Genomic DNA, 14,626 nt, shown 5'->3' with positions numbered 1-14,626 from the left:
GAGTTCGATGCATACTGTAAGCGCTTGCAGTCCATGCAGGCCCACAGCACTGAGAGAGGCACACACCAATGAAGGTGAACAAGAGGGGCATCGTCGCCGCAGGCGCCATCGCCATCGTTTCGACTCTGACGCTCGCCGGCTGCGCCGCAGGGACCAGCGGCGACGACACCTCCGGCTCGAAGGACAGCAGCGGGAAGCTGGTCGTCTGGGTCGACGCCGAGCGCGTCGACGCACTCCAGAGCGCTGCCGACTCGTACCAGGACAAGACCGGCGTCAAGGTCGAGCTGGTCGGCAAGTCGGTCGACGACATGAAGGACGACTTCATCCAGCAGGTCCCGACCGGCAAGGGCCCCGATGTCGTCATGGGCGCCCACGACTGGCTGGGCGAGCTCTCCACGAACGGCGTCGTCGCGCCGATCGAGCTGGGCGACAGCTCTGAGGACTACCTCCCCGTCGCGCTGCAGGCGGCCACCTACGAGGGCACGGTCTACATGCTTCCGTATGCCGTCGAGAACATCGCGGTGCTGCGCAACGCCGACCTGGTCCCGACCGCCCCCACGAGCTTCGACGACATGGTCTCCAAGGGCACGTTCGTCGTGGAGCAGGGCGCCGAGGGCAACCCGTACCACCTGTACCCGTTCCAGACGGCTTTCGGTGCTCCGGTCTTCGGCACGGATGACAGCGGCAGCTACGACCCCACCGACCTCCAGCTCGGCAGCGCGGGCGGCTTCGCCTTCGCCGACTGGCTCGGCGCGCAGGGTGCCGCGGGCGTGCTGAACACCGACGTCGACGGCGAGATCGCCAAGCAGCAGTTCCTCGACGGCACCGCCGCCTTCTGGCTGACCGGTCCGTGGAACGTCGGCGCGGCCACGGATGCCGGCATCAACGTCGCGATCGACCCGATCCCGAGCCCGACCGGGGAGACCGCGTCGCCGTTCGCCGGCGTCAAGGGCTTCTTCGTGAGCTCGGAGTCGAAGAACAAGGTCGCCGCGAACGACTTCCTCGTCAACTACATCGGCACGGAGGACGTGCAGCTCGAGCTGTTCAAGGCCGGCAACGTCCTGCCCGCGCTGACGGCCGCGGCCGACACCGCCGCCTCCGACCCGATCATCGCCGGCTTCCAGGCCGTGGGCGCCGACGCCGTCCCGATGCCCGCCATCCCGGCCATGGGCTCGGTGTGGCAGTACTGGGGCGTCGCCGAGGCCGCGATCATCAACGGCGCGGACCCGAAGGCGACGTGGCAGAAGCTCGTCGACGACGTGACCGCCGCGATCAAGTAACGACACAGCGCACAGACCCGGCCGGGGCGAGCGGATTCCGCCGCCCCGGCCGGATCATGACGAGGACGACATGACAGACACCGAAGAGCGCACCGCTCCTCCGACCCGACGCCAGCGACAGGCCGCGAAGATCGCGGAGGCCGCATCCGGCCCGATCGGCTGGATGCTGCTCAAGATCATCCTGCTGGCCATCGTCGACGCGATCGCCCTCTACGCCGCGTTCGTGCTCTTCCTGCATCAGGAATGGCTGATCCTCGGCATCGTCGTCGCGGTCGCGATCCTCGTCAACTACATCTACTTCTCGCGCAAGCGCATCGCGGCGAAGTATTTGACGCCCGGCATCATCTTCCTGATCGTGTTCCAGGTGTTCACACTGCTCTACACCGGCTACATCGGGTTCACGAACTACGGCACCGGTCACAACGGCACCAAGGACCAGGCGATCTCCTCGCTCCTCGCCTCGGCGCAGGAGCGGGTCGAGGACTCGCCGACGTACCCGGTGAAGGTCGTCGAGCAGTTCGGCACCTACGGTCTGCTCGTGACCGACCCGGAGTCGGGCGATGCTCTCCTCGGCACGGCCGAGCAGCCGCTGGCGGACGTCGACGCCGAGTTCGAGGGCGGACAGGCGGTCGCGGTCGACGGGTGGACGACGCTCCCGCTCGCCACCGTCTTCACCCTCTCCAGCGAGCTGGAGCAGCTGTCCGTGCCGTTCAGCGACGACCCGAACGACGGCAGTCTGCGCGCGCCGGACGGGCAGAAGGGCTACCTGTACGTCTCGACGCTCGAGTACGACGCGGCCGCCGACACGATCACCGACAGCACCACGGGGACGGTCTACGCGGATACGGGCGACGGAGCCTTCACGGCGGAGGACGGCGAGCAGCTGCTGCCCGGCTGGCAGACCACCGTCGGCTTCGACAACTTCGTGCGCGCGGTCACCGACTCCTCGATCCGCGGGCCGCTCATCTCGGTGACGCTGTGGACCTTCGCGTTCGCACTGATCTCGGTCGCGACGACGTTCTTCCTCGGGCTCCTGCTGGCACTCGTCTTCAACAACACGCGGATGCGGTTCCGCAACGGCTACCGGATCATCCTGATCCTCCCCTATGCGTTCCCCGCCTTCCTCTCGGCCCTCGTCTGGGCCGGCATGATGAACGAGAGCTTCGGCTTCATCAACCAGGTCATCTTCGGCGGAGCAGCCATCCCGTGGCTGACGGATCCGACGCTGGCCAAAGTGTCGGTGCTGCTCGTGAACCTCTGGCTCGGCTTCCCGTACATGTTCCTCGTCTGCATGGGCGCCCTGCAGGGCATCCCGGAGGACGTGAACGAGGCGGCCGTCATGGACGGCGCGAACCCGTGGCAGGTCTTCCGCCGGATCAAGCTCCCGCTCCTGCTCGTCACGGTCGCCCCGCTGCTGATCTCGTCGTTCGCGTTCAACTTCAACAACTTCAACCTGATCTACATGCTCACCAACGGCGGGCCGCGGTTCAGCGACGTGTCGATCCCGGTCGGGCACACCGACATCCTGATCTCGATGGTCTACAAGGTCGCGTTCACCGGCCAGACGCGCGACTACGGCCTCGCATCCGCCTTCACCATCCTGATCTTCATCGTGGTCGCGACCATCTCGATCATCAGCTTCCGCAAGACCAAGGCCCTCGAGGAGCTGAACTGACATGAGCACCGCCGGCCCCGCCACCACCCGCTCCGCCGCCACTCCCGTCGACGCCGACCTGCAGCGCCTCGCTCCGCGTCGCCGCAGCTTCGGCGCCTGGTTCGCCGACACCGGATGGCGACACGTCGTCGCGATCGTCGTGAGCGCCTTCGCCCTGTTCCCCCTGCTGTACGTGGTCTCGGCGTCGCTGAATCCGAAGGGGACGCTGACCGGCTCGAACCAGCTGTTCTCCGCGATCGGCATCGACAGCTACGTGCGCATCCTGAGCGACCCGCAGAACCCCTACGGGACCTGGTTCCTCAACACCCTGCTGATCGCCGTGGTCACCGGAGCCGTCACGGTCTTCATCGGCGCCTGTGCGGCATATGCCTTCTCGCGCATGCGGTTCGCCGGGCGTCGCGTCGGACTGGTGACGATCGTGGTGGTGCAGATGTTCCCGCAGCTGCTCGCCGTGGTCGCGATCTTCCTGCTCATGTCGACGCTGGGGGACTGGTTCCCCGCCATCGGACTGAACACGCACACGGGTCTGATCCTGGTGTACCTCGGCGGCGCGCTCGGCGTGAACACCTACCTGATGTACGGGTTCTTCAACACGATCCCGAAGGAGATCGACGAGGCCGCCCGCATCGACGGCGCCGGCCATGCGCGGATCTTCTTCACGATCATCCTGCGTCTGGTCGCACCGATCCTCGCGGTGGTCGGGCTCCTGTCCTTCATCGGAACGGTCAACGAGTACGTCATCGCGAGCGTGATGCTCGTCGATGTGGACCAGCAGACGCTCGTCGTCGGACTGACCAAGCTGGTGGCGAACCCGCGGTACGCGGACTGGTCGGCCTTCTCGGCAGGCGCCGTCATGGCCGCGATCCCCGTCATGATCCTGTTCCTCTTCCTGCAGAAGTACATCGTCGGCGGGCTGACGGCCGGCGCGACGAAGGGCTGAGCGCACGACGCACGGCGGGGTTGTCTACGATGCGTGGATGACCCCGCATCCGTCCGCCTCCGCAGCTCCTCCCCGCCGACGTGGCCTGATCGCGCTGGTGGTGGTGCTGGCAGTCGTCGTCCTCGCCGCCGGCGGAGTCGCCGTGTGGGCGACGGTCCGCGGTGCCGCGGCCGCCGCCGTCACGCTGCGGGATCCCGTCAAGCGCGAGATCGCGATGGAGCTCGTCGCCTCGGCGGAGAACTCCACACTCGCCTGGTACGACCGCTACGACTACATCGAGGACATCGGCGACGAGCGGGGCTACACCGGCGGACTGGTGGGCTTCACCTCCGGCACGCACGACATGCTCATGCTCGTCGAGCGCTACACGGAGAAGGCGCCGGACAACCGGCTCGCGGAGTTCCTGCCCGCGCTCCGGGCGGTCGACGGCACCGACTCGCACGAGGGTCTCGGCGAGGCGTTCGAGGAGGCATGGCGTGCAGAGGCCGCTCAGCCCGCATTCCAGCAGGCGCAGCGCGACGAGGTGGATCGGCTTTACTTCGAGCCCGCGGTCGGACAGGCACTCTCCGACGGGCTCGGCGTGCTCGGACAGTTCATCTACTTCGATGCGATGGTGATGCACGGCGATTCCGGCTTCGCATCGATCCGCGACGCGGCCCTGCGCGCGCAGACGACTCCGGCGGACGGCGGCGACCAGGTCGCCTATCTCCACGCCTTCCTCGACGCGCGCGCCGACGAGATGCGCGCCGAGGCGGCGCACGAGGACACCAGCCGGATCGACACCGCGCAGCGGACGTTCCTCGACGCCGGCAACTTGTCGCTCGATCCGCCGTTGCGCTGGTCGGTGTACGGCGACCCCTACGAGATCGAGAGCGCCCCGCCGTCCCGGTGGTGAAGCGGGCTTCCCACTAGCTTGCCTGACATGCTACCTTGTCATGCATGACAGCTGACATCGGCGCCCAGATGCGCAAGGGAGTGGTCGAGTACTGCGTGCTCGGTCTCCTCTCGCGCGAGCCGATGTACGGCTGGCAGCTCGCGGACGCGCTCAGCGGCGCCGGGCTGATCGCGAGCATCGGCACGCTCTACCCGCTGCTGGGAAGGCTGCGGGACAACGGCTGGGTCAGCACGTTCGACCTGCCGTCCGAGAGCGGGCCCGTGCGCAAGTACTACCGGCTCACGGAAGCCGGGATCGAGCAGCTCGAGCGCTTCCGCGCGCAGTGGACACCGTTCGCCCGTGTCGTCACGGGCATCGTCGGAGAGGGACGACCATGACACAGATCACCGCAGACACCCTGCGCGAGGAGTACCTCGCGCGCCTCGACGAGGCCATGCGCGGGCTGCCGCACGGTGTCGCCTCCGACATCCGCGGGGGCATCGTGGAGGAGCTCGACGGGCTCGACGCCGACGCGACCGCCGCACGCATCGCCCAGCTGGGGGATCCGGTGGCCATCGCCCGCGAGGCGCAGGACGAGGTGCCGTCCCTGCCTCCGGTCGTGGTCGCGGCACCCATGACGGCTCCGTCCGCGCCGCGTCCGGCGACGACCTCGACGCGAGGGTTCGCGATCGCCGCGGCCCTGACCCTCAGCTTCGGCGGGATCGTGCTCCCGATCGTCGGATGGTTCGTCGGCGCCGTGCTGGTCAGCCTGAGCTCGCTCTGGAAGACCTGGGAGAAGGTCGTCGCGATCGTCGTGCCGTTCGTGGTGGGCACGCTGTCGCTGCTCCTGCTCACCACGATGGCCGGCTTCGCCGCGTGGGAGTCGACCGGCAGCTCCTCGGGGACGGGCACCCCGCCGGCCCCGAACCCGCTCGTGCCCGCGTGGTACGACGTCATCTGGATCGGGGCGATGGGGCTCGGGCTCCTCCTCATCCCGGCATCCGGTCTGTGGCTGCTCTGGCGGCTCCGGGGTCGCTCCGCCCGCTGATCGGCGTTGCGCCCGCGCACCGCACGCCATCGGCCCTAGCGTGGGAGTCATGGCACGGGTCGGAGGGCGCAACCTCGGGATGAGCTGGTTCGCCGGCATCGTGTGCGTCGGCATCATCGGGGCGCTCATCTGGCTGTCCCTTCCCATGCTCCCGGTGCTCGCGGAGTTCGCCGGCACCGCGTTGCGCAGCGCCCTTCCCTGAGCACGCGGGACCGCGCGGGGAACCGCGTATGACGACACGTCGGCACGCCTGCGGGAGCGGTCGTCGGCCCGGCGGTACCCTCGCAATGCACACATCCGATGAGAGGCGCACCCCATGAGTGACCCCGACGCTCCCCAGCCCGAGAAGCCGGCTGACGTCGACGACGTCGTCGGCAGCGCGAACGCCGGTCTCGACGCCGCCGCCGCCGCGGGTGCAGACGTTCCCGGCACCGTCGGCACGCCGGAGGGCGAGCCGACCGACGCCGCCGCAGACAAGACCATCGATCCCGACCTCGCCGCGTTCGAAGCCGCCGAGCGCGATCACCCCGGCACGTTCGCACCGCCGCCTCCCGCCGCGTCCTCCGTGCCGGAGGAGGAACCGCGTCCGTGGACCGAAGCGCCGCGCGAGGAGGAGGTCGACTCGTCGTCCTTCTACCCCGAGGCGAGCGTCGCCGCCCCCGTCCCGTTCGGCCACGAGGGCTCGGGTATGACGGGCACGCCCTACGCGCAGTACGGTGACGAGGTCGAGACGCGCATCGTCCCGTCCGAGCCGCTGGTCGCCGCATCCGCCTCCCAGCCGCAGCCGATCTTCGTGCAGGCCCCTGAGCCGCCCCGCGACCGCGGCAACCGCGGCACCGCCGGCCTGATCGGGCTGCTCGCCACCCTCGTCTTCGCCGTCCTGTACCTCGGAGCGGCGCTCGGCTTCGGCGCGATCGCCGGCGACGTGAGCGGCGAGAACATCGGCGAAGCCGCTCTCGCGCCGCTGACCACGTGGGGATACTGGACGCCCGTCGTGGTCTTCTTCCTCGGCTTCTGGCTTCTCGGCGCGATCATCAACCGCGGCCGCTGGGGCCTGTGGGTCGTGTTCGGCATCATCGTCGGCGTCATCGCCTACGCGGGGCACATCCTCGGACAGCTGTTCGAGGCGCCCTTCTGGAAGCTCACCGCCTCCCAGGGCCTCGACCTGGTCGGCGAGCAGCTGCTGGCACCGCTGGCCATCGCCGCCTTCGTGTTCGCCCGTGAGCTGACCATCTGGTTCGGCGCCTGGGTCTCCCGCAGCGGCGCCCGCAAGACCGAGCTGAACGCCGAGGCCCAGCGCGAGTATGAGCGGACGCTCGAAGCCGGTCCGACTCTGCCGAGGTAATCACGAACTCCACCACGCCGAACCCCCGCGGGCCCGAGTCCGCGGGGGTTTCCGCTGTCCTCGCCGTCGCTCTGGCCACCATCAGCTACTTCGCCCTCGCGGTGTTCGGGCTCGGCGCGCTGAGCGTGGCCACAGACACCGACATCATCGCGGTGCCGGATCTGGGGCAGGCACCCGGGGTGATCGGCATGGCCGTCGCCGTCGTGGTGTTCGGGCTCATGCTGTGGTCGACGCTGCGCCGTCACCGCCCGTCGTACGTGGCGACCATCGCCATCAGCCTGCTCGCCGCGCTCGCCCACCTGATCGCGGTGTGGCTCGTGGTGCTCACCGGCTCGGGCATCGTCCTCGCGACAGCGGTGGTCGGCGATCTGGTCCGCGGCGGCGCGAGTGCGATCCTGGTGGCGGCCGGGCTGATCGCCGCGTGGGGTGGCATCGCCCTCCGTCGCACCCGCGCCGAGCATCCGCGCTGGCCGTGGGAGCGCGACGAGGAGGAATGACCTCGCGGCGCCGACTCGCACCGGAGCGGGTCGCCCCGCCGAGACGCGGGAAATCGCGACCGTGACGAGCGACGCGCCGTACGCTGGTGGGGTGGAGCGCTCATTGGAGACGCAGGTGGACCAGGCCGTCGAAGCCTGGTTGCGCTGGGTGCCGCGCTGGGAGCCGGCGACCCACCGCGGCCGCGTCGCGCCGTGCCGCCGCTGTCTCGGCTCTCCCATCCTCTCCGCGGCCGGTATCGGCGCGAACACCCCGCACGGTGTGCAGCACGGGCTCTCGACGCGGATCAAGACGATCGTCGACCATGCCGTCGCGGAGTACACGGCGCGCAACCTCCCGATGCTGCAGCGTGAGCTCGACCAGCAGGCCGCGCGCAACCGCGCCCGCAGCTACCGCCCCGCCGAAGACCTCGACCCCGAGTTCGACGGTCTCCCTCTCGACCCGGAGCCCGTTCCGGGGGCGCCGTTCCTGTTCACGATCGCCGGTCTCGCCGACGACTCCGCCGCCGCGCTGCCCGCGCTGCCGCCCCTCACCGAGGAGGCGAAGATCGCCCTCCGCCAGGAGGTCGCCCTCGCAGACGAGTACGCGAACCTGGTCGGCCGCGAGATCTGCGGCATCCTGCTGCGGCACCGTATCCACATCCAGGCGGCGATCTCCCAGCACGTCGAGCCGCAGATCGAGGCGCTGCTCGCGGAGCTGACCGAGTCCCTGGACTCCCCGTTCGACCCCGATCTGCCCTGAGCCGCGGCCGCCCACCGACGTCGTGACAGTCGCTGTCACCGCGACGACAGCGCCGTGAAAGCGGGGCGGCGGATGCTGTGGGCATGACAGATCTCACATCAGACTGGGCCGTCGAGGCCGAGGGGCTCGTGAAGGTGTTCGGTCAGAACCGGGCGGTCGACGGCGTCGACCTCCGGGTCAAGACCGGCACCGTCTACGGCGTGCTCGGTCCGAACGGCGCCGGCAAGACCACGACCATCAACATGCTCGCCACCCTGATGCGCCCGGACGGCGGCACCGGCCGCGTCTTCGGCCACGACGTCGTCCGCGAGCCGCAGGTGGTGCGTCAGCTCATCGGCGTCACCGGGCAGTTCGCCTCGGTCGACGAGACGCTCTCCGCCAACGAGAACCTCATGATCTTCTCCCGCCTGCTCGGACTCTCCCGCGCCGAGGCGCGGAGCAAGTCCGTCGAGCTGCTCGAGCGGTTCGGGCTGAGCGAGGCGGCGCGGCGTCCACTCAAGGACTTCAGCGGCGGCATGCGTCGTCGTCTCGACCTCGCGGCGTCGCTCATCGCGCAGCCGCCCCTCATCTTCCTGGACGAGCCGACCACCGGACTCGACCCCCGCACCCGCGGGCAGATGTGGGACACGATCCGGGAGCTCGTCGCGACCGGCTCGACCGTCCTGCTCACCACGCAGTACCTCGACGAGGCGGATCAGCTCGCCGACCGCATCGCCGTGATCGATCGCGGACGCGTGGTCGCCGAGGGCACCGCCGACGAGCTGAAGGCGTCCGTGGGCAGCTCGAGTCTGCAGCTGCGGCTCGCCGACGCCGCCGACACCGCGGACGCGCTCGTCTCCATCGAGCGGATCCTGGGGGTGCGTGGCACGCTCTCGCCGGAGGCCGCCCGGATCACGGCGCCGATGGCGGATGCCGATCGCATCGCCGACCTGCTCATCGCCCTACGCGAGTCCGGGATCGGGGTCTCCGAGCTCAGCGTGCAGAAGCCGACCCTCGACGAGGTTTTCCTCACCATCACCGGGCATGACGCCACGGACCAGGACGCGCCCGCCGAGGCGCAGAAGGAAGAGGTGCCCGCATGAGCGCCATCGCCGAAGCTCCGCGCCGGATGATCGTCCCCGCGTCGGAGCGCCGACTCAAGAACCACACCAGCATCGTCCAGACCGTGCAGAACACGCTCACGATGGCGTATCGCGGACTCGTGAAGATCCGGCGCACGCCCGAGCAGCTGTTCGACGTCACGCTCCAGCCGATCATCTTCACGCTCATGTTCACGTACATCTTCGGCGGGGCGATCTCGGGGGACGTGGCCTCGTACCTGCCCACGATCATCCCGGGCATCCTCGTGCAGACGGTCATCACCACCTCGGTCGTCACCGGCACCCAGCTGCGTGAGGACATGGACAAGGGGGTGTTCGACCGCTTCCGCTCGCTGCCGATCGCCCGCATCGCCCCGCTCTCCGGGGCGCTGCTGGCCGACACGATCCGCTATGCGATCGCCACCACGCTCACCTTCACGATGGGCTTCATCATGGGTCTGCGCCCGGAAGGCGGTATCGGCGCGGTCATCGGCGCGGGGCTGCTCGTGATCGCGTGCTCGTGGGCGATCAGCTGGATCTTCGCCTTCTTCGGAGTGATCGCGCGCACGGCGTCGAGCGTGCAGGGCATCTCGATGCTCGTGCTGTTCCCGCTCACGTTCCTCTCGAACGCGTTCGTCCCGGTCGACACCATGCCGGGCTGGCTGCAGGGCTTCGTGAACATCAACCCGGTCTCGCACTTGGTGACGGCGGTGCGGGAGATCGTCAACAACGGCGTCTTCGGCGCCGACGCCTGGATCTCGCTCCTCGGCGCGGCCGTGATCGTCGCGATCTTCGCGCCGCTCACCGTGCGGGCCTACATGCGGAAGGCCTGATCCCGTCCCTCGAAGCGCCCCGCGTGGTCAGACCGCGCGGGGCGTCTCGCGCATCCGGAACACGTCGAGCGCCCGGGTGGCGAGCTCGTCCGACGGGTAGCCCGCGACGGCGGCACGGACGGTGGCCACGGCATCCCGGCCGAGGATCGAGGTCGCGCGGGCGAGCAGCACGTCGAGGTGCAGGCTCGGCAGATCCTGTCGACCGCCCAGAGCCTCGGCCAGGGCGAGCGCCAGCAGCCCGCGGTCCTGCAGCGCCGGTTCCGTGAGGGCCCAGGTCGACCACCCGGCGAGGGCCGTCCCCAGCACCGGACGGTCGATGTACTCCGAGCGCATCCGCGCGATCGCCAGCATGCGGGTGCGCAGTCGTCGGGCCCAGTGCGCCGCGCTCTGCGAGGTCTCGAGACCGTCGAGGACGGATGCCGAGACGAAGCTGGCCATCACGAGCAGGAACCACGGCGAGGCGCGCTGATCGTGCGAGCGGAACGTGGTCATCGATCGCTCGTAGTGCATCGCGGCGATCTCGGTCAGTCCGCGGGCTCGGGCGACCTCGGCCAGCCCGACCCATCCCACGGAGGCGAACTCCAGCCCTTCCGGGGTGAGCTCGCTCACGTGGGTGAGCTGCTCGAAGAGCTCCTCCGCCTCCTCCCGCCTGCCCAGGCTCACGAGGCTGACGCCGCGGGTCCAGTCCTGCTGGCGCCGTTCGTCGAGGATGTCGAAGGACTCGGACCCGCGCCGGGCGCGATCGAGCCAGATCAGGGCCTCCGTGGGGCGAGCGGACTGGCTGGCCACCTGCGCCGCGGAGCTGGCCGACAGCGAGGCGAGCCAGCGGTCGCCCGCGTGCTCCGCCAGCTCCCACGCCCGCTGCGCCGCTGCTCCGGCGGCGGCCGCCTCGCCCTGATTCTCGGCCGACTGGGCGGTGAGGAACTCGCCGACGAGGCGGACCGACGCGTCGGGGGAGAGCCGCTGCATCGCGAGGATCTTCGACATCCTGGCCGGTCGGGCGGCGGCACCGGCGAGAGCGGCGAGGGCGTCCCAGGCCGGGCTCGGACCGGGGACCTCCTCCCGGAGCTGCCGGATCCGCCGGAAGATGCGCAGCCCGCGCGGATCGTCCCCGACCAGCGCGAGGAGCGCGCACACCAGCACCACGGGGGCCAGCACGTCGGCCGGCACCGCCCCGTCGGGGAGGTGCTCGACGAGGGGGAGCATCGACGGGGCGAAGCCGATCAGCTCGGTGAACGCGCCGCGCACCACCCACGACGAGGTGAGCACGGCGAAGATGCCGACCGCCTCGGGGGCCAGCCCGCCGTCGAGCGCGTGTCGCAGCGCGGCGACGAGGTTGTCGTTCTCGGCGTTCAGCTCGCGCAGGACGCTCGGCTGCAGGGGTGAGAACTCCCCGAAGATCCCGGCACCCGGCATGCGGGTGAAGCTGCAGGCCCAGGCGAGCACCGCCGCCCAGGCCGCGTCCTCGCCGCCGTCCTCGACGAGTCGCGCGAGCCCGAACTCGCGCACCGTCTCCAGCATGCGGAAGCGGATGCCGTCGTGATCCGCGGTCTCGACCACCACGACCAGCGACTGACCGGCGAGACGGTCGAGCAGGTCGTCGGCCGTGTCCTGACCGAGCACGGCCGCCGCGGTGCCGGCGGAGAACCCGGCGGGCAGCACCGCGAGGCGGGCGAGCGCGTGACGCGCATCCGGGTCGAGCAGGTCCCAGCTCCACTCGATCACCGCCTGCAGGGTGCGATGGCGGGCGGGCGCTGCGCGATCGGCGGTGGTGAGCAGCGCGAAGCGGTTCTCCAGTCGCGACTCGATCTGCTCGACGGTCATGGTCCGCATGCGGGCGGCCGCGAGCTCGATGGCCAGGGGCAGGCCGTCGAGGCGTCGGCACAGGCGCGCGACGACGGCCGGGGGGAGCGCGGCGCCGGGACGCACGGCCGCCGCCCGCTCGAGGAACAGGCGCACCGCCGGGCCCGGGTCGCCCGCCTCTTCGATGGGGAGGGGAGCCAGCGGGTACACCGACTCGGCGGAGATCGCCACGGGGGTGCGACTGGTGGTGAGGATGCGCAGGCTCGGGAGCGTGGAGAGCATCTCCGTGGCCCAGGCGGCGACGGCGTCGATGATCTGCTCGCAGTTGTCGAGCACGAGGAGAGCCGGCCGCTCGCCCAGCATGGCGACGATGCGCGTGCGCAGATCGGGCTGCGCGCGGGCGTCGGCCAGCGTGCCGCCGGTGCGGGTCTCGCTGATGCCGAGGGCGGCGCCGATCGCCGGCTCCAGGTCGGCGGCGTCGCGGATGCTGGCGAGCGGGATGACCGCGACGAGCGGGGCGTCGGAAGCGGCGGCCACCGCCTGGGCCAGCCGGGTCTTGCCGAGGCCGCCCGCGCCGAGAACGGTCACCAGGCGTGAGCCGGTGAGCTGGTCGGAGATGCGGGCCAGGTCGTCGTCGCGGCCGATCAGCGCGTTGGGTGCGGAGCGCAGCCCGATCCGCACGGGCGCGGGGCCGGCGGTGGCCTCTCCCCGGAGGAGGCGGGTGTTCAGGGCGGTGATCGTCGGCCCGGGGGAGGAGCCGAGGTCGTCGCGCAGACGCTCGCGCAGCTGCGCGAACACCGCGACGGCCTCCTGCGGACGATCGGCCGCGGCGAGAGCCTCCATGAGGCGCGCGTGGGCGCCCTCGTCGTAGGGCTGCGTCTCGGCGAGCGAACGCAGCGCGGGGATCGCCTCCTCCGCTCGGCCCAGGACGACCAGCGTCCGACCGCGCATGTCGTCGAGACGGGCGCGCAGGGCGGCGGCCATGTCCCTCAGCTCCGCGCCGACGGGGGAGCGATCCAGGTCCGCGCCGATCTCGCCCTGCCAGAGTGCGAGTGCCTCGTCGACGAGCGTCAGTCGCGCCGGGTCCCCGTCGGGGAGTCGCGTGGCCTCGCCCTCGAGAGTCCGAGCGCGCGCCAGGTCGGTGCCGCCCGCGTCGGCAAGCGCGTAGCCGGCGGCGGTGCTGCGGATCAGGTCGGTGCCGGCGACCGCCCGGAGGCGCGAGATCAGTGTCTGCACGGACCCTCGCGGATGGGCGGGCAGGTCGTCATCCGTCCAGATGTCGGCGGCCAGAGCCTCGATGCCGCGCGGGCGTCCATCGCCCAGGACGAGGGCGACCAGGAGCGCGCGCGTGGTCGGACCGGGAAGCTCGACCACCCCGTCGCCCGAGGTCACGGTCGCCGGACCCAGCACGGCGACCCGGGGCGGCTCCTTCATCACCACGCCAGCCTAGCCGCGGCCGGACTTGCGTTCATTTGACCGTCACGTTACGCGGCATTACACTTGACCAGGTGTGTGCACGTCTCGACGTGCGCACTGGGCGTCGGCACCATGCCGGTCCGCCCCCACGGCATACCCATCACACCAAAAGCTCGTCGATTCCGGCGTGCCGGTGGGTCATGATGTGAAACCCATCACGCTGTCACCGTGCAGCACTATGAGGAGAGAACGTGCCAACCATTCAGCAGTTGGTTCGCAAGGGTCGCTCGCCCAAGGTCACCAAGACCAAGGCACCGGCGCTCAAGTCGAACCCGCAGCAGGCCGGGGTCTGCACCCGCGTCTACACCACCACCCCGAAGAAGCCGAACTCGGCGATGCGCAAGGTCGCTCGTGTGAAGCTCCGTAACGGCACCGAGGTCACCGCGTACATCCCCGGTGAGGGCCACAACCTGCAGGAGCACTCGCTGGTGCTCGTGCGCGGCGGTCGTGTCAAGGACCTCCCCGGTGTGCGTTACAAGATCGTCCGTGGCGCCCTGGACACCCAGGCTGTCAAGAACCGTAAGCAGGCTCGTTCCCGCTACGGCGCGAAGAAGGGTTGAGTTAGATGCCTCGTAAGGGTCCCGCCCCCAAGCGCCCCGTCGTCAACGACCCGGTATACGGCGCGCCGATCGTCACCTCGCTGGTGAACAAGATCCTCGTCGACGGCAAGAAGTCGCTGGCCGAGTCGATCGTCTACGGCGCCCTCCGCGGTGTCGAGGCGAAGAACGGTCAGGACGCCGTCGCCACGCTCAAGAAGGCGCTCGACAACGTGCGCCCCACCCTCGAGGTCCGCAGCCGCCGCGTCGGTGGCTCGACCTACCAGGTGCCGGTCGAGGTCAAGCCTCACCGCGCCAACACGCTCGCTCTGCGCTGGCTCGTGAGCTACGCGAAGGGCCGTCGTGAGAAGACGATGACCGAGCGTCTGCAGAACGAGATCCTCGACGCGTCGAACGGTCTGGGTGCCGCGGTCAAGCGCCGCGAGGACACGCACAAGATGGCCGAGTCGAACCGCGCGTTCGCTCACTACCGCTGGTAAA

The 14,626-nt window shown here is 70.1% G+C and carries 15 protein-coding genes; 14 read left to right on the top strand and 1 reads right to left on the bottom strand.

Annotated elements, in window-relative coordinates; all coding sequences use genetic code 11:
* Positions 1 to 68 precede the first annotated feature (68 nt).
* The 12 genes from AC07VM_RS03470 to AC07VM_RS03415 all read left to right on the top strand — a co-directional run bounded on the left by AC07VM_RS03470 (position 69) and on the right by AC07VM_RS03415 (position 10,310).
* Positions 69 to 1,280 (top strand): sugar ABC transporter substrate-binding protein, encoded by a 1,212-nt coding sequence (locus AC07VM_RS03470; RefSeq protein ID WP_494909982.1) that lies wholly within the window; start codon positions 69 to 71, stop codon positions 1,278 to 1,280.
* A 70-nt stretch (positions 1,281 to 1,350) separates the two neighbouring features.
* Complete coding sequence (locus AC07VM_RS03465; RefSeq protein ID WP_267415702.1) at positions 1,351 to 2,955, top strand: ABC transporter permease subunit; 1,605 nt, start codon at positions 1,351 to 1,353, stop codon at positions 2,953 to 2,955.
* A 1-nt stretch (position 2,956) separates the two neighbouring features.
* Entirely contained in the window at positions 2,957 to 3,895 is a 939-nt protein-coding gene (locus AC07VM_RS03460) for a sugar ABC transporter permease (RefSeq protein ID WP_494909981.1), read from the top strand.
* Positions 3,896 to 3,932: 37 nt separating this feature from the next.
* Positions 3,933 to 4,790 (top strand): chitosanase, encoded by an 858-nt coding sequence (locus AC07VM_RS03455; protein ID WP_494909980.1) that lies wholly within the window; start codon positions 3,933 to 3,935, stop codon positions 4,788 to 4,790.
* Between the two features lie 44 nt (positions 4,791 to 4,834).
* Positions 4,835 to 5,167 carry a PadR family transcriptional regulator gene (locus tag AC07VM_RS03450; RefSeq protein ID WP_267415700.1) on the top strand — a complete coding sequence of 111 codons (333 nt, stop codon included), beginning with the start codon at positions 4,835 to 4,837 and terminating at the stop codon, positions 5,165 to 5,167.
* Positions 5,164 to 5,817, top strand: coding sequence for an HAAS signaling domain-containing protein (locus AC07VM_RS03445; RefSeq protein WP_494909979.1), 654 nt, complete (start codon positions 5,164 to 5,166; stop codon positions 5,815 to 5,817). The genes AC07VM_RS03450 and AC07VM_RS03445 overlap by 4 nt, the downstream gene beginning before the upstream one ends.
* A 49-nt stretch (positions 5,818 to 5,866) precedes the next feature.
* Positions 5,867 to 6,019, top strand: a complete 153-nt coding sequence (locus tag AC07VM_RS03440) for a hypothetical protein (RefSeq protein ID WP_267415698.1) — start codon at positions 5,867 to 5,869, stop codon at positions 6,017 to 6,019.
* A 114-nt stretch (positions 6,020 to 6,133) separates the two neighbouring features.
* Positions 6,134 to 7,162 carry an ABC transporter gene (locus AC07VM_RS03435; RefSeq protein ID WP_494909978.1) on the top strand — a complete coding sequence of 343 codons (1,029 nt, stop codon included), beginning with the start codon at positions 6,134 to 6,136 and terminating at the stop codon, positions 7,160 to 7,162.
* A complete protein-coding gene (locus AC07VM_RS03430) occupies positions 7,162 to 7,659 on the top strand; it encodes a DUF6121 family protein (RefSeq protein ID WP_494910744.1) in 498 nt (165 codons plus the stop codon). Before AC07VM_RS03435 ends, AC07VM_RS03430 begins: the two co-directional genes overlap by 1 nt.
* A 91-nt stretch (positions 7,660 to 7,750) precedes the next feature.
* Positions 7,751 to 8,398: a spermidine/putrescine ABC transporter substrate-binding protein gene (locus AC07VM_RS03425; RefSeq protein WP_267415695.1), complete on the top strand. Its 648-nt coding sequence runs from the start codon at positions 7,751 to 7,753 to the stop codon at positions 8,396 to 8,398.
* 83 nt (positions 8,399 to 8,481) lie between these two features.
* Positions 8,482 to 9,480: an ATP-binding cassette domain-containing protein gene (locus tag AC07VM_RS03420; RefSeq protein WP_267415694.1), complete on the top strand. Its 999-nt coding sequence runs from the start codon at positions 8,482 to 8,484 to the stop codon at positions 9,478 to 9,480.
* Positions 9,477 to 10,310 (top strand): ABC transporter permease, encoded by an 834-nt coding sequence (locus tag AC07VM_RS03415; protein WP_267415693.1) that lies wholly within the window; start codon positions 9,477 to 9,479, stop codon positions 10,308 to 10,310. Before AC07VM_RS03420 ends, AC07VM_RS03415 begins: the two co-directional genes overlap by 4 nt.
* A 27-nt stretch (positions 10,311 to 10,337) precedes the next feature.
* Here AC07VM_RS03415 and AC07VM_RS03410 read toward each other — a convergent pair whose 3' ends face one another.
* Positions 10,338 to 13,547, bottom strand: a complete 3,210-nt coding sequence (locus AC07VM_RS03410; RefSeq protein WP_494909977.1) for an ATP-binding protein — start codon at positions 13,545 to 13,547, stop codon at positions 10,338 to 10,340.
* A 233-nt stretch (positions 13,548 to 13,780) separates the two neighbouring features.
* Here AC07VM_RS03410 and rpsL point away from each other — a divergent pair, with 233 nt between their 5' ends.
* Complete coding sequence (gene rpsL / locus AC07VM_RS03405; protein ID WP_017201609.1) at positions 13,781 to 14,149, top strand: 30S ribosomal protein S12; 369 nt, start codon at positions 13,781 to 13,783, stop codon at positions 14,147 to 14,149.
* Positions 14,150 to 14,154: 5 nt separating this feature from the next.
* Positions 14,155 to 14,625, top strand: coding sequence for a 30S ribosomal protein S7 (gene rpsG / locus AC07VM_RS03400; RefSeq protein WP_017201608.1), 471 nt, complete (start codon positions 14,155 to 14,157; stop codon positions 14,623 to 14,625).
* Position 14,626 lies beyond the last annotated feature (1 nt).

This window comes from Microbacterium sp. GW821-FHT01D02, from assembly GCF_059422585.1.
This window is presented reverse-complemented; position numbering and strand designations above follow the sequence as displayed.